The organism is Dinoroseobacter sp. S375, assembly GCF_049800775.1.
GTDB lineage: Bacteria > Pseudomonadota > Alphaproteobacteria > Rhodobacterales > Rhodobacteraceae > Dinoroseobacter.
Map to the genome: position 1 here is coordinate 359,549 of NZ_JBNAFR010000003.1, position 13,373 is coordinate 372,921.

Consider the following 13,373-nt stretch of genomic DNA (forward strand, 5'->3'; position numbering starts at 1 on the left):
CAAACAGGATCGAGCTGCGCCCATGAATCGTCTCTACCACGTTCCGCTATCCCCCTTCTGCCGCAAGGTCCGCCTCGTGCTGGCCGAGAAGAAGGTCGAGGTCGAGCTGGTGGACGAGAAATACTGGGAGCCTTCTGCGGATTTCCTGCGCCGCAATCCGGCGGGCAAGGTGCCGGTGCTCAAGATGGGCGGGACCTTCCTGACCGAGAGCCACGCGATCGTCGAGTTTCTCGAAGAAATGCATCCGACCCCGTCGCTTTTGCCCGGAACACCCCAGGAGCGCTACGAGGCACGGCGGCTCTCCATGTGGTTCGACGACAAGTTCCACAACGAGGTGACGCGCAACCTGCTCTATGAGCGGGTGAACAAGAAGATCACCGGGGCCGGCTATCCCGACAGCAAGAACGTCAAGATGGGCGCCCAGAAGATCAAGTACCATATCGACTATATGGGCTGGCTGCTGGAGCAGCGCCGCTGGCTCGCGGGCGACGTGATGACCATCGCCGATTTCACTGCCGCTGCGCAGCTGTCCTGCCTCGATTATATCCGCGATGTGGATTGGAACCGGAACGCCGCCGTGAAGGACTGGTACGCCAAGATCAAGTCGCGCCCGGCCTTCCGCTCGATCCTCGCGGACCAGATCCCCGGGTTCATCCAGCCGCCCCATTACGCGGATCTCGATTTTTGAACGAGACGCTTGCGGCCGCGCTCAAGGCCGAGGCGGCCCGGCTCGGCTTTGCGGCCAGCGGGATCTGCGCGCCGGATGCGATCCCCGAGGCTGCCGGTCGGCTGACCGCCTTTGTCGAGGCAGGACGGCAGGGCCAGATGGGCTGGATGGCCGAACGGATGCATTGGCGGGGCAACCCCGCCGCGCTATGGCCCGAGGCCCGCTCGGTGGTGATGCTGGCCGAGAGCTATACGCCCGAGGACAATCCGCTCGACGCGTTGGATCATCGCGATCGGGGGGCGATCAGCGTGTATGCGCGCCACCGCGACTATCACGATGTGCTCAAGAAAAAGCTCAAGGCCCTCGGGCGCTGGCTGCTGGCCGAGGCCGGGGGCGAGATCAAGGTCTTTGTCGACACCGCGCCGGTGATGGAGAAACCGCTGGCACAGGCGGCGGGGCTCGGCTGGCAGGGCAAGCATACGAACCTGCTGAGCCGCGACTTCGGCAATTGGGTGTTTCTCGGGGCGCTCTTCACCACGCTCGATTTGCCCCGGGACGCGGCCGAGCGGGATCATTGCGGGTCCTGCACCGCCTGTCTCGACATCTGTCCGACGCAGGCCTTCCCGGCCCCGTTTCAGCTCGATGCGCGGCGCTGCATCTCCTACCTGACCATCGAGCATAAGGGACCCGTGGACGTCGGGTTGCGCGAGGGGCTCGGCAATCGGATCTATGGCTGCGACGATTGTCTTGCGGTGTGCCCGTGGAACAAGTTCGCGGTCGAGGCGCGCGAGGCGAAGTACCACGCGCGTCCGGACCTGACCGGTCCGGCGCTGGCCGAGCTCGCCGTTCTGGCCGACGCCGCGTTCCGGGCGCGATTCTCCGGCTCGCCCATCAAGCGGATCGGGCGAGGCCGCTTTGTCCGGAATGTGTGCTATGCGCTGGGCAATTCGGGCGATCCGCGCCTGCGCGGCGTGGCCCAGGGCCTGTGCGAAGACGCGGATCCGACCGTGGCCGATGCGGCGCGCTGGGCGGTGGCGCGACTGACCTGAGGCGCGTTGGCTGCGCCTGGGCTGAGGGCAGTTTTGCAAGACTGGCCGGGACAGTCATGCTTGGCGGCACTCGCCACGCAGCCGGACTTCATGATCAGCAGCATTTTGGCGGATGGCATGTCTTCTAACAGGAGGCTGCCGGCCGACAGGCCCCTCGCCGTGCGCAATCCTTGTCTTGAGTGATAGAGGCGTGCCGGGATCTCCAAGTCAGTTTGCTGTGGCGCGCCGCTCTTGCTCGACCGAACCGTCAATGCGCCAAGGGCTTCGGAGATCGTCTTGCGCGTCGATGCCAGAGGTATCCGGAGACGAGCGGTCAACGGCGCTCAGTCCGCGGGATCGGTTACTCAGGGTGTCCGGGCGCAAGCGCGTGGCGCAGCACCAGTGCCACCCGATCACTGCAGGGCAGGTGGCCCGCAAGAATGTCGGATACGGGCCACCAGGCCGCATCGCGGGCATCATCATCGGCCTGGGGCGTTCCGCTGACATAGGTGCAAAGCACCGCCGCCAGAAGGAAATGAAACGCCACCGTCCCCTCCGGACACCGGGTGATCACATCGACATTGGTCAGGTACCGATCCGCGGTTGCCGTGACCCGGGTTTCCTCGGCCAGTTCCCGGACTGCAGCCTCAAGCGCGGTTTCCCCAAGCTCCACATGGCCGCCGGGAAAGCCCCAGAGCCCGGCATCCGGTGGATTGCGCCGCTGAACCAGCAGGACCTCGTCGCCGCGCAGCACCACGGCGAGGGCGGCCAGTGTCGGATTGGGTGTCATGACGCCTGTTTGGCAAACCGGGCGGCGGAGGGAAAGGGCATCGCACAGCCCAGAGCCTTGCGGGGCTACTGTCGGGCTTTCTGCGTCACTTCCAATGCAATCAGCGAAAGCATGATGCCGCGCACCATCTCCTCGGGGGCAAAGGGTCCGTAGCGGTTGGCCCCGACCCGGAAGCGTATATCGACCTCATCCCCGGGAACGGAGTTGAACCGGAAGACGTAGTCATCGGTCTGGCTGGACAGGGCACCCGAGATCAGGGCGCGCATTTCGTCCTGGCTGGCCTGTTCCGGCAGGTCCTCCCCCCAATCCACGTCAACGAGGATCGAGACGGAATTCGTCTGCTCCTTGGCGAGGGCCAGTTTCTCCTTGGTGATCCCCAGGGGGCGCAGGGCCGGGTTCTGCGTAAACTCATAGGCCAGATAGGCGCTGGTTGCTGGCAAGGCAGCAAACAGGATGATCGCGGTCAAAAGGGTATAGCGACGAGTTGTATCCACGCGCGGTTCTCCGGGTGCTTGTGATGCCAGAGTCGTTGATCGTGTTTGAGGAAGGCTTAAGTTTTCGCAGCCGGATCGAGTCAATTTTTCCCAAAATTCGAGCGAGGGCTCGCCCACTTGAGAAAACCGGGCGTTTTTAAGCCCTTGCTGCGGTTCGTGTCGGGCGGATTAGGTTGCATTCTAAACAGATTGCCGCCTCGGGTCCCCGGGCGCGATAGGTGATCGGGGGAGTTTGTGCTAGTGTCGGAGCCCCATGAAGCTTTTGGAGGAGGATTTCATGACCAAACCACCCGCCAACCGGCTGCGCCGTTTTCTGGCTCTCGAACGTCAGTCCCGGCCCAATCGCAACACCAAGGCGGTGTATCGGCGCGCCAAGCGCGTGCCCACCGCCATGCGGGCCTATCTTCGGATCGAACGGGGCATCGAGGCCTAAAGCCCTGCCCACCCCCGCGCGCGGAGCGGCGCTGCGGGGGTGCGCGGCAAGGATTGGGCCCTGAACTGGCCAAGCCCCTGAAAATCGGATACCGCACTGGGAATGTCCCCGATCCGCGGAATTCTGTTCAAACTGGGCGCTGTGACCGCCTTCATGGTCATGGCCTCTCTGGTCAAAGCCACGGCTGAGGCCGTGCCACCGGGGCAGGCCGTGTTCTTCCGCTCTTTCTTCGCCTTTCCGGTCCTGTTTGGCTGGCTGGCCCTGCGCGGGGAGCTGCGCACGGGGCTGAAGGCGAAGCATCCGATCTCCCATGTCTGGCGTGGGCTCGTGGGCACGAGCGCCATGGCTTTCGGGTTTGCGGGGCTGGGGCTCCTGCCCCTGCCTGAGGTCACGGCCTTGCGCTTTGCCTCGCCGATTTTCGTGGTAGTGCTGGCCGCGCTGATGCTGGGCGAGCGGATCCGGCTCTTTCGGACCACGGCCGTGCTGGTCGGGCTTCTGGGGGTGGTGGTCGTGCTCTGGCCGCGTCTGGGCGGGGTGGCTGACCTGCGGGCTGATACGGCGGCGCTGGGCGCGATCTTCTGCCTGCTCTCGGCGGGGCTTGCCGCCTTGGCCCATGTCTTTATCCGCAAGATGGTGGCGACCGAAACCACCAGCGCCATCGTGTTCTACTTCACCATCACCTCGACGAGCCTGTCCCTGCTGACCGTGCCGTTCGGGTGGGTCTGGCCGAGCCCGACTGTCGCAGCGCTGCTGATTGCGGCGGGGCTGTGTGGCGGGGCGGGGCAGATCATGCTGACATCCGCCTATCGCTATGCGCCGGCCTCGGTGGTCGCGCCGTTCGATTACGCGTCGATGTTGCTGGCCTTGGTCGTCGGGTATTTCATCTTTGCCGAGGTGCCGACCGTGCCGATGCTGGCGGGGGCGCTGCTGGTCATGGCATCGGGCGTGGCGATCATCTGGCGCGAGCGGCAGCTGGCTCTGGCGCGGGGCAAGGCCCGCCCCATGCGCCCCGACTGATCCGGGCTAGCGCGCGGGCGTCTGAAAAGTCAGCGAGGCCCAGAGCGTGTGCCACACCGGGTCCCCCTCTTCGGCGGGTTCGAGCGGCTCGATGATCACCGAATCCACCAGGTATTCCGTCTCTGGCGCCATTGGCAGAACGACCTGTCCCGCATCATCCGTGCGGTGGAGGCTGACGGCGACTTTGCCATCGGGCCCGCGGCCGAAAAGCTCCACCTGAACGTCGCGGCGAGGTGCGCCGCGATAGAGCACCTGCACCGGCAGGCCCGCCTCCAGATCGTCGGTGTAGGGGTTCGCCAGTGCCACGATCTCGGTCTCGAGCCCGACAGGGCGATCCGCCCCGCTCCCGTCACCCACGGCGACCAGCGCCTTGCCATAGCGGCGATAGGTTTCGCGGAACCCGGTCTCGGGCAAGCCGCGGGTCCGGTGGTCTGCCTGCGCCCAGGCGAAATCCTTGTGATCGGTGAAGGCGACGAACTTCTTCCAATCGGTGTATTTCAGCACATTGTCCGCCGTTTCATGGACCACGATGGCCAGCCCCGGCGCGGGCATCTCGCGGGTCAGGGCGGGCCGATCCCCCATCCGCGCCTCCGGGTCGATCCGCTGGTCCCCCTGCAGGATGTCGAACCGTGCGGTCCGCGCGGGAATATAGGGGTAGCCTGCGCCTTTGAGCTTTTCTCCTACCCGCAACTCGGCAATGATCTGACCTCCGGGCGGCACTTGGTAGGCGTCGGGAGAGATCCAGAATTCATGGGACCGCGCAGGCAGCGCAAGGGTAAGAGCGAGGAGCAAGGGGGCATAAATGCGCATGGACCAGAACCTTCAGGGCAGAGTGCAACATAGGGCGCGCAGTTGGCCCGGCCTGTCAATGGGGGCGCTTTGGGCGATCACGGCCCTGTGCGCGCTGCTATGGACCGCCGCGGGGCAGACCCATGAGATCCGCCCTGCCGTCGCGGATGTGGAGGTTGGCCTGGACCGGGCCCAGGTCTCGATCCAGCTCACTGCCGAGACACTTGTTGCGGGGATTGATGTCAGCGCGCTTGAGAATACCGATGACGCGCCGGAGGCCGCCGCCTATGACGCCCTGCGCGCGCTATCGCCCGAAGAGATGGCCGAGACGTTTCGCGCCGCCTGGCCCGAGGTCTCGCAGGGGCTGATCGCCGAGGTCGATGGCACGCGGCTCGATTGGGAGCTGGGGACTGTCAGGGTCTCTGGCGAGGCCGCGATCGAGTTGCCACGCGATACACTGGTCACCGCCGAGATCGTCCTGCCCGAGGGGGCTGCACCGCTGACCCTGGGCTGGGACGCGGCGAACGGCCCGCTGGTTGTGCGGCAGGCAGCCGAGGCCGGGGGCGACGGCTATTCCGCCTATCTCACCGGTGGCGCGCTCAGCGATCCGCTGCCACGGGACGGCGTAGCGTCCCAGTCCATCGGGGCGGCTTTCGCCAATTACGTGGTCATCGGGTTCGAGCACATCATTCCCAAGGGGCTCGACCATATCCTCTTTGTCTTGGGGTTGTTCTTCTTCAGCCTGGCGCTGAAGCCGCTGCTGATTCAGGTCACCGCCTTCACGCTGGCCCATACGGTCACGCTCGCCATGGCAACGCTCGGGATCGTGAGCCTGCCCGGTTCGATCGTGGAGCCGCTGATCGCGGCATCCATCGTCTATGTGGCGGTCGAGAACATCATCGGTGGCACCATCGGGTGGCGCAGGACGGCGGTGGTCTTTGCCTTTGGCCTGCTGCACGGGCTCGGCTTTGCCAGCGTGTTGGGCGATGTCGGGCTCAATCCGGGGCAATTCGTGACCAGCTTGATCGGGTTTAATGTCGGGGTCGAACTGGGCCAGCTGGCGGTGATCGCGCTCGCCTTCGTGCTGATCGGGCTGCCCTTCGGCAAGAAGGAGTGGTACCGCCGCGTGATCGCCATCCCGGTCTCGGCGGCCATCGCCTTTGTCGGGGCTTATTGGGCAGTGGAGCGGGTGTTCTTCTGACGCGCGCTCAGCCGCCGAGCAGCGTGGTCCGCAAGATCGGCAGCAGCGCGGCGGCCACCACGCCCACGCCCGCCCCGACAGCGAGGCGGGTCATGCGCCCCCCGAGTTGCGGGGCAAAGAGGCTCAACAGGGCGCAAATGGCGGCGTAAAAGGCAAGGGCAACGGGATCCATGCCCCGAGCCTAGCACAGAGATCCGCAAGGACGAGAGCGTTTCCACGCAAAAGGGCCGCCCCGATGGACGGCCCTTTCTGTCTTGCCGGCGCTGGCGATCAGCTGCGCACGAGGGTTTCGTAGCTTTCGGCGATCTCGCGGGTGATGCCGCCGACCTCGAAATTATAGGTGCCGATCTGACCCACGGGTGTGACCTCGGCGGCGGTGCCGGTCAGCCAGCACTGCTCGAAGCTCTCGAGCTCTTCGGGCATGATATGGCGCTCATGCACCTTGATCTGGCGATCCTTCAGCATCCCGATCACGGTCTGCCGCGTGATCCCGTTGAGGAAGCAGTCGGGGTCCGGCGTATGCACCTCGCCATCCTTCACGAAGAAGATATTCGCGCCGGTCGCCTCGGCCACGTAGCCCCGGTAATCCATGAAGAGCGCATCCGAGCAGCCCTTGGCCTCGGCCGCGTGCTTGGAGGTGGTGCAGATCATGTAGAGACCGGCCGCCTTGGCATGGACCGGAATGGTCTCCGGCGAGGGGCGCTTCCACTTGGCGATGTCGAGCTTGGCGCCCTTGAACTTGGCGTCGCCGTAATAGCTGCCCCATTCCCAGCAGGCGATGGCGAGCTGGACCGGGTTGCGCGCCGACGCGACCCCCATGTCTTCGCCCGCACCACGCCAAGCCACAGCGCGCACATATGCGTCGCTGAGGTTGTTGGCCTTCATCACCTCGTATTTCGCCGCTTCGATCTCATCCACGGTATAAGGGATCTCTATATCCAGTTCCCCGGCGGAAAAGTGCAGCCGTTCGGAATGCTTGCGGCTTTCGAAGATCTTGCCGTTATAGGCGCGCTCGCCCTCGAAGACGCTCGAGGCGTAGTGCATCGCATGGCTCAGGATGTGGACATTGGCGTCCCGCCACGGCACCAGTTTGCCGTTCATCCAGATCGTTCCGTCCCGGTCGTTATAGGCTCCAGCCATGGTCGTCCCCTCCATCTCCCAGTGGGATTTTCAAAAGTTGCGCAAGATAGGGCCGAACCGGTCACAATATTGCGTCAAAGCTGCGATTCGATACCAATCGGCTCTTGGAAAGTCAACAAGGCTGACATAAAATACCCCGAAGAAATGAGGAGACGCCAAGATGGCCGAGACCGGCAGTCGTGCCGTGCAGGGCGAAAACCTGCTGTTTCTAACGGATGAGCAGCTTCGCAAGGGGATCGAGGCGATGTTCTTCGCCTATCGCGGGTTCACGGCGGACCCGGACCGAATCTTGCTGGAGCATGGCTATGGGCGTGCCCATCACCGGGCGGTCCATTTCATCAATCGCGCACCTGGGACCACGGTGAACAACCTGCTGGATATCCTTGGGGTCACTAAGCAGAGCCTGAACCGGGTGCTGCGCAGCCTGATCGAGGATGGGCTGGTCGAAAGCCGTGTGGGTACGCGGGACAAGCGCGAGCGACATCTGCATCTGACCGCGGCGGGGGCGGCGTTGGAGCGAGAGCTGTCAGAGGCGCAGCGGGCGCGTATGCGGGCCGCCTTCCGCGAGGCCGGGCCCGAGGCCGTTGCCGGGTTCCGCCGCGTGCTCGAACAAATGATGGACGCGGACAGCCGGGCGTTGTTCAATGCGCTCAAGGAGGGTCCTTGATGCAGGATGAAGATGCCCATCTGCTGATCGTGGATGACGATGAGCGTATTCGCACGCTGTTGCAGAAGTTTTTGATGCGCAATGGATTCTGGGTCTCGGCGGCCAAGGATGCGGCCCAGGCGCGGCGCTTGCTGGGCGGGCTCGATTTCGATCTGATCGTGCTCGACGTGATGATGCCCGGCGAGGATGGGATCGCCCTGACCAAGTCCCTGCGCGAGACGAACGAGACGCCGATCCTGCTTCTGACCGCAAAGGGCGAGGCATCGGATCGGATCGAGGGGCTCGAGGCCGGGGCCGATGACTATATCGCCAAGCCGTTTGAGCCCAAGGAGCTGTTGCTGCGCATCAACGCGGTGCTGCGGCGGGTGCCCAAGGCGGATGAGCCTGCCTCCCGTCCCAAGGTGCTGAATCTCGGACCCGTGCGCTACGATGTGGAGCGGGGCGAGATGTGGCGCGGCGATGAGCCTGTGCGGCTGACCGCCACCGAGAGCGCGCTAATGCGGATCTTTGCCACCTGTCCGGGCGAGGCCTTGAGCCGGTCGAAGCTGGTCGATGATCTGGGGCGCGGCAGCGGACGCGACGGAGGACAGGCGCAAGAGCGCGCGGTGGATGTGCAGATCACCCGTCTGCGCCGCAAGATCGAGACCGATCCCAAGCAGCCGCGCTTCCTGCAAACCGTGCGCGGGGCAGGCTATATGCTATCGGTGGACTGAGCCGCCCTGTCGCAGGGTGCTATGTCATAGTTAAATGCGCCGCTGGTCGCGCTGTGCTTTACCCGAGCTGTGTGAGGTACAGAGTGGGTGCGGTTGTTCACCGCCATGCGGATAAAGGGGTCGCACGTGTGTTTCGAGGCCGGGGGGTCATCGGCGCGCGTGTCCAGTAACGCATGGAGCTGTCGAGTGGTGTTCCGCGCTCGGCAGTTTCACCTCGTGCATCCTCAGAACGTGCGCGGTCCTCATGAGGACCGCGCGGTCGCACCTCTGTGCAACGTCCTGCCAAATCCGACCGCCGATGGGATCATGGCGCGTCCTCCGGGGTCGACATGTCGACCCCGCCACCCGCCCCTGCGCCTTGTCTCCGAGAAGCTGTTCCTCTAGCCCTGTGGCATGCCGACCCGTGTCTATACCCATTCCGATTGCCTCTCTCACGTGACCCCGCCGGGTCACCCGGAGCAGGTCGCCCGCCTCGTTGCCATTGCCGAAGCCCTGGATACACCCGCGTTCGACGCGCTGGAGCGTCATGCCGCGCCGCTCGGCGATCTCTCAGAGGTTCTGCGCTGTCACCCACAATCCTATATCGACTGGGTACGGGCGGCGATTCCGGAGGACGGCTACGTCTCGCTGGATGGCGACACCCATGTGGTCTCGGGCTCCTGGAATGCGGCCCTGCGCGGGGTGGGTGGGATCTGTGCCGCGCTGGACGCGGTCATGGCAGGCGCGGCACGCAACGCCTTTGTGGCCTGTCGCCCGCCGGGTCACCACGCAGAGACCGACACCGCCATGGGATTCTGCCTCTTTGGCAATATCGCCATCGCGGCGAAACGGGCGCTGGACCATCATGGTCTGTCCCGGGTGGCGCTGGTGGATTTCGATGTCCATCATGGCAACGGCACTCAGGATCTGCTCTGGGATGAGGCGCGCGCGCTCTTCATCTCATCCCACCAGATGCCGCTCTATCCCGGCTCTGGCGCGCGCCATGAGACCGGCGCCCACGGCAATATCTTCAACCTGCCCTTTCCGCCTGACACGGCCGGGCCCTCCTTCCGGCGGCATTACGAGGCCGAGGTGTTCCCCGCGCTCGAGAACTTCCGCCCTGAGCTCATCTTGATCTCGGCGGGCTTTGACGCGCACCGTGCGGATCCGCTCGCCCAGATGGCCCTCGTCGAAGAGGATTTCGCCTGGGTCACCGCGCGTCTCTGCGAGATTGCCGATGAATTCTGCGATGGGCGCGTGGTGTCCACGCTCGAAGGCGGCTATGATCTGCCCGCCTTGGGGGCCAGCGTCGCCGCCCATGTCACGACCCTGATGGAGCATGCCCGATGACCGACACCCCCGTAGCCGAGATGAGTTTCGAGGCCGCCATGGCCGAGCTGGAGAAGGTCGTGGGCGATCTGGAACGGGGCAATGTCCCGCTCGAGGAATCGATCAAGCTCTATGAACGCGGCGCGGCTCTGAAGGCGCGCTGCGAGGCCAAGCTGAAGGAAGCCGAGGAGAAGGTCGCCCAGATCACCCTCGATGCCGAAGGCCAGCCCAAAGGGCTGAAGGCCGCCGAAGGACTCTGACCCTTGCTGACGACGAAGACGGGATTCGCCGCGGCGCAATCGGCGGGGCTGCCGCAGATTGCCGCCTGTCTTGACGAGCTGATCGGCGCGCAGCCCGACAGCGCGATCCGCGATGGCATGGCCTATGCCACGAGGGGCGGGAAGCGCCTGCGCGGTGTGCTCGTGCTTGAGACCGCGCGGCTCCATGGGGTCGGGCCCGAGCGGGCGGTCTATGCGGCAGCGGCCATCGAGTGCCTGCACGCCTACTCGCTGGTGCATGATGATCTGCCCGCGATGGATGACGACGACCTGCGTCGCGGTCAGCCCACGGTGCACATCAAATGGGACGAGGCCTCGGCGATCTTGGTGGGTGACGCGCTGCAAACCCTGGCCTTCGAGGCGCTCAGCGATCCGCGCCTGACGGATGATCCGGCCATCGCGCTGACCCTGACACGCAGTCTGGCACAAGCCTCGGGCGCGGCGGGCATGGTGCTGGGGCAGGCGCTCGACATTGCCGCGGAAACTGCCGCCACGCCGCTGACGCTGGACCAGATCACAGCCCTGCAAGCGGGCAAGACCGGCGCGCTGATCCGCTGGTCCGCCGAGGCCGGTGCGGTTCTGGGGGGCGGCGATCCCGCCCCGCTGCGCCATTATGCCGAGCGGATCGGCCTTGCCTTCCAGATCGCGGACGACATCTTGGACGTCACGGGCGATGCGGAAAAGGCCGGCAAACGGCTGCAGAAGGATGCGGAGGCCGGCAAGGCCACCTTTGTCTCGCTGCTGGGGCTGGAGGGCGCGCGCGCCCGGGCTCGGGACCTCGTCGCTGAGGCCGAAGCGGCGCTGGAGCCTTACGGCGAGCAGGCCGAGACCTTGTGCGATCTGGCCCGCTTCGTTATCGCACGGGACACCTGAGACCCGAGGAGGGACCGCCCATGAGCGCCCCAACCCAAGACCGCCCCGTAACCCCGGTACTCGACCGGGTCGATACACCCGCCGACATGAAGCAGCTCAGCGATGCCGAGCTGGTGGCGCTGGCCCGCGACCTGCGCGCCGAGACGATCAGCGCGGTCTCGGTCACCGGCGGGCATCTGGGCGCGGGGCTTGGGGTGGTCGAGCTGACCGTGGCGCTCCATGCGGTGTTCGATGCGCCCAAGGACCGGATCATCTGGGACGTCTCGCACCAGTGTTACCCGCACAAGATTCTGACCGGGCGGCGTGACCGTATCCGCACCCTGCGGATGAAGGACGGGCTGTCGGGCTTCACCAAGCGCTCGGAAAGCCCCTATGACCCGTTCGGGGCGGCGCATTCCTCGACCTCGATCTCTGCGGCGCTGGGGTTTGCCGTGGCCCGCGATCTGGGCGGCGCGCCCGAGCACGGGATCGGCGACGCGATTGCCGTCATCGGCGATGGCGCGATCAGCGCGGGCATGGCCTTCGAGGCGCTGAACAATGCAGGTCATCTGAAAAAGCGCCTGATCGTCATTCTGAACGACAACGAGATGTCCATTGCGCCGCCCACAGGGGCCATGTCGAGCTATCTCAGCCGCCTCTATGCGGGTGCGCCGTTTCAGGAATTCAAGGCCGCCGCCAAGGGCGCGGTCAGCCTGCTGCCGTCGCCCTTTCAGGAAGGGGCCAAGCGCGCCAAGGATATGCTCAAGCATATGACCGTGGGCGGGACGCTGTTCGAAGAGCTGGGGTTCTCGTATCTCGGGCCCATCGACGGCCATGACATGGAACAGCTTCTGAGCGTGCTCCGCACGGTCAAGGCCCGCGCCACGGGGCCGATCCTGATCCATGCGATCACCAAGAAGGGCAAGGGCTACGCGCCTGCCGAAGGGGCGGCCGACAAGGGCCATGCCACGGCCAAGTTCGACGTGGTGTCCGGCGCACAGAAGAAAGCGCCCTCCAATGCGCCCAGCTATACCAATATCTTTGCCGAGAGCCTGATTGACGAGGCCGCCCGGGATCCCAGGATCGTGGCGATCACGGCGGCCATGCCCTCGGGGACCGGGCTCGACAAGTTTGCGCAGCGCTATGCCAGTCGCACCTTCGACGTGGCCATTGCCGAGCAGCACGGGGTCACCTTCTGCGCCGGCCTCGCGGCGGGTGGGATGAAGCCCTTCTGCACCATGTATTCGACCTTCTTGCAGCGCGGCTATGATCAGGTGGTTCATGACGTGGCGCTGCAGAACCTGCCTGTGCGCTTCGCGATCGACCGGGCAGGGCTGGTCGGGGCGGATGGTGCTACCCATGCGGGGGCCTATGATACGGCCTATCTCGCGAACCTTCCGAACATGGTGGTCATGGCGGCCGCCGATGAGGCCGAACTCAAGCATATGGTGGCGACCGCCGTGGCCTATGACGACGGACCGATCTCTTTCCGGTTCCCCCGGGGCGAAGGGGTGGGCGTGGATTTGCCCGAGCGCGGCGAGGTGCTCGAGATCGGCAAGGGTCGGATCATTGCCGAGGGCGCGCGGGTCGCGATCCTGTCCTTTGGCACACGGCTGGCTGAAGTGCGCGAGGCCTGCGAACGGCTCAGCGCGAAGGGGATCACCCCGACCATTGCCGACGCCCGCTTCGCCAAACCGCTCGACCGCGACATGATCCTGCGGCTGGCGGCGGACCATGAAGCGCTCATCACCATCGAGGAAGGCTCGGTCGGCGGCTTCGGCTCCCATGTGGCGCAGCTTCTGAGCGATGAGGGTGTGTTCGACACGGGCCTCAAGTTCCGCTCCATGGTGCTGCCGGATCAGTTCATCGATCAGGCGAGCCCCCGGGACATGTACGATATTGCCGGTCTGAACGCCGAGGATATCGAGGCTAAGGTTTTGGCAACCCTTGGTGTTGCACAACTGGAGGTACGCGCGAAATCCTAACCGGAGCCTGA

Annotated in this window: 16 protein-coding genes; 11 read left to right on the forward strand and 5 right to left on the reverse strand. The window is 65.2% G+C overall.

Annotated features, from left to right (window positions below; genetic code table 11):
* Window positions 1–22: 22 nt before the first annotated feature.
* Both ACP150_RS09535 and queG read left to right on the forward strand, forming a co-directional pair.
* The gene (locus ACP150_RS09535; RefSeq protein ID WP_424966371.1) at window positions 23–688 is read left to right on the forward strand and encodes a glutathione S-transferase family protein; all 666 of its coding nucleotides are present in this window, start codon (window positions 23–25) and stop codon (window positions 686–688) included.
* Window positions 685–1,716, forward strand: coding sequence for a tRNA epoxyqueuosine(34) reductase QueG (gene queG / locus ACP150_RS09540; protein WP_424966372.1), 1,032 nt, complete (start codon window positions 685–687; stop codon window positions 1,714–1,716). Before ACP150_RS09535 ends, queG begins: the two co-directional genes overlap by 4 nt.
* Window positions 1,717–2,056: 340 nt before the next feature.
* On the opposite strand, the gene ACP150_RS09545 is transcribed toward queG, so the two are convergent.
* Window positions 2,057–2,485 (reverse strand): NUDIX hydrolase, encoded by a 429-nt coding sequence (locus tag ACP150_RS09545; RefSeq protein ID WP_424966373.1) that lies wholly within the window; start codon window positions 2,483–2,485, stop codon window positions 2,057–2,059.
* Between the two features lie 65 nt (window positions 2,486–2,550).
* Window positions 2,551–2,979, reverse strand: a complete 429-nt coding sequence (locus ACP150_RS09550) for a hypothetical protein (protein ID WP_424966374.1) — start codon at window positions 2,977–2,979, stop codon at window positions 2,551–2,553.
* A 277-nt stretch (window positions 2,980–3,256) separates the two neighbouring features.
* On the opposite strand from ACP150_RS09550, the gene ACP150_RS09555 reads away from it, so the two are divergent.
* Complete coding sequence (locus tag ACP150_RS09555) at window positions 3,257–3,412, forward strand: hypothetical protein (RefSeq protein ID WP_424966375.1); 156 nt, start codon at window positions 3,257–3,259, stop codon at window positions 3,410–3,412.
* 102 nt (window positions 3,413–3,514) lie between these two features.
* Window positions 3,515–4,429 (forward strand): DMT family transporter, encoded by a 915-nt coding sequence (locus tag ACP150_RS09560; RefSeq protein WP_424966376.1) that lies wholly within the window; start codon window positions 3,515–3,517, stop codon window positions 4,427–4,429.
* Window positions 4,430–4,435: 6 nt separating this feature from the next.
* Here ACP150_RS09560 and ACP150_RS09565 read toward each other — a convergent pair whose 3' ends face one another.
* Entirely contained in the window at window positions 4,436–5,221 is a 786-nt protein-coding gene (locus ACP150_RS09565) for a DUF4198 domain-containing protein (RefSeq protein WP_424966377.1), read from the reverse strand.
* Window positions 5,222–5,297: 76 nt separating this feature from the next.
* On the opposite strand from ACP150_RS09565, the gene ACP150_RS09570 reads away from it, so the two are divergent.
* Window positions 5,298–6,419 carry a HupE/UreJ family protein gene (locus ACP150_RS09570; protein ID WP_424966379.1) on the forward strand — a complete coding sequence of 374 codons (1,122 nt, stop codon included), beginning with the start codon at window positions 5,298–5,300 and terminating at the stop codon, window positions 6,417–6,419.
* Between the two features lie 7 nt (window positions 6,420–6,426).
* Here ACP150_RS09570 and ACP150_RS09575 read toward each other — a convergent pair whose 3' ends face one another.
* Together ACP150_RS09575 and ACP150_RS09580 are read right to left on the reverse strand one after the other, a co-directional pair.
* Window positions 6,427–6,591 carry a hypothetical protein gene (locus tag ACP150_RS09575; RefSeq protein WP_424966381.1) on the reverse strand — a complete coding sequence of 55 codons (165 nt, stop codon included), beginning with the start codon at window positions 6,589–6,591 and terminating at the stop codon, window positions 6,427–6,429.
* A 98-nt stretch (window positions 6,592–6,689) separates the two neighbouring features.
* Window positions 6,690–7,559 carry a branched-chain amino acid aminotransferase gene (locus tag ACP150_RS09580; protein WP_424966382.1) on the reverse strand — a complete coding sequence of 290 codons (870 nt, stop codon included), beginning with the start codon at window positions 7,557–7,559 and terminating at the stop codon, window positions 6,690–6,692.
* 160 nt (window positions 7,560–7,719) lie between these two features.
* On the opposite strand from ACP150_RS09580, the gene ACP150_RS09585 reads away from it, so the two are divergent.
* The 6 genes from ACP150_RS09585 (at window position 7,720) to dxs (ending at window position 13,362) form a co-directional block, all read left to right on the forward strand.
* On the forward strand, window positions 7,720–8,226 hold the full coding sequence (locus ACP150_RS09585; RefSeq protein WP_424966383.1) for a MarR family winged helix-turn-helix transcriptional regulator: 507 nt from the start codon (window positions 7,720–7,722) through the stop codon (window positions 8,224–8,226).
* Window positions 8,226–8,939, forward strand: a complete 714-nt coding sequence (locus ACP150_RS09590) for a response regulator (RefSeq protein WP_424966384.1) — start codon at window positions 8,226–8,228, stop codon at window positions 8,937–8,939. The genes ACP150_RS09585 and ACP150_RS09590 overlap by 1 nt, the downstream gene beginning before the upstream one ends.
* Window positions 8,940–9,332: 393 nt before the next feature.
* On the forward strand, window positions 9,333–10,268 hold the full coding sequence (locus ACP150_RS09595; RefSeq protein ID WP_424966385.1) for a histone deacetylase family protein: 936 nt from the start codon (window positions 9,333–9,335) through the stop codon (window positions 10,266–10,268).
* Window positions 10,265–10,507: an exodeoxyribonuclease VII small subunit gene (locus tag ACP150_RS09600; RefSeq protein WP_424966386.1), complete on the forward strand. Its 243-nt coding sequence runs from the start codon at window positions 10,265–10,267 to the stop codon at window positions 10,505–10,507. The genes ACP150_RS09595 and ACP150_RS09600 overlap by 4 nt, the downstream gene beginning before the upstream one ends.
* Before the next feature lie 57 nt (window positions 10,508–10,564).
* On the forward strand, window positions 10,565–11,398 hold the full coding sequence (locus tag ACP150_RS09605; protein ID WP_424966571.1) for a polyprenyl synthetase family protein: 834 nt from the start codon (window positions 10,565–10,567) through the stop codon (window positions 11,396–11,398).
* A gap of 20 nt (window positions 11,399–11,418) precedes the next feature.
* A complete protein-coding gene (dxs, locus tag ACP150_RS09610) occupies window positions 11,419–13,362 on the forward strand; it encodes a 1-deoxy-D-xylulose-5-phosphate synthase (RefSeq protein WP_424966387.1) in 1,944 nt (647 codons plus the stop codon).
* Window positions 13,363–13,373: the final 11 nt, after the last annotated feature.

What these genes read in the sequence shown, in the direction of transcription:
- ACP150_RS09570 (WP_424966379.1), top strand. Translation starts at nt 5,298, where the DNA reads ATGGGGGCGCTTTGGGCGATCACGGCCCTGTGCGCGCTGCTATGGACC.
- ACP150_RS09545 (WP_424966373.1), bottom strand. Translation starts at nt 2,485, where the DNA reads ATGACACCCAATCCGACACTGGCCGCCCTCGCCGTGGTGCTGCGCGGC.
- ACP150_RS09555 (WP_424966375.1), top strand. Translation starts at nt 3,257, where the DNA reads ATGACCAAACCACCCGCCAACCGGCTGCGCCGTTTTCTGGCTCTCGAA.
- dxs (WP_424966387.1), top strand. Translation starts at nt 11,419, where the DNA reads ATGAGCGCCCCAACCCAAGACCGCCCCGTAACCCCGGTACTCGACCGG.
- ACP150_RS09575 (WP_424966381.1), bottom strand. Translation starts at nt 6,591, where the DNA reads ATGGATCCCGTTGCCCTTGCCTTTTACGCCGCCATTTGCGCCCTGTTG.
- ACP150_RS09600 (WP_424966386.1), top strand. Translation starts at nt 10,265, where the DNA reads ATGACCGACACCCCCGTAGCCGAGATGAGTTTCGAGGCCGCCATGGCC.
- ACP150_RS09560 (WP_424966376.1), top strand. Translation starts at nt 3,515, where the DNA reads ATGTCCCCGATCCGCGGAATTCTGTTCAAACTGGGCGCTGTGACCGCC.
- ACP150_RS09590 (WP_424966384.1), top strand. Translation starts at nt 8,226, where the DNA reads ATGCAGGATGAAGATGCCCATCTGCTGATCGTGGATGACGATGAGCGT.
- ACP150_RS09595 (WP_424966385.1), top strand. Translation starts at nt 9,333, where the DNA reads ATGCCGACCCGTGTCTATACCCATTCCGATTGCCTCTCTCACGTGACC.
- ACP150_RS09585 (WP_424966383.1), top strand. Translation starts at nt 7,720, where the DNA reads ATGGCCGAGACCGGCAGTCGTGCCGTGCAGGGCGAAAACCTGCTGTTT.
- ACP150_RS09535 (WP_424966371.1), top strand. Translation starts at nt 23, where the DNA reads ATGAATCGTCTCTACCACGTTCCGCTATCCCCCTTCTGCCGCAAGGTC.
- ACP150_RS09580 (WP_424966382.1), bottom strand. Translation starts at nt 7,559, where the DNA reads ATGGCTGGAGCCTATAACGACCGGGACGGAACGATCTGGATGAACGGC.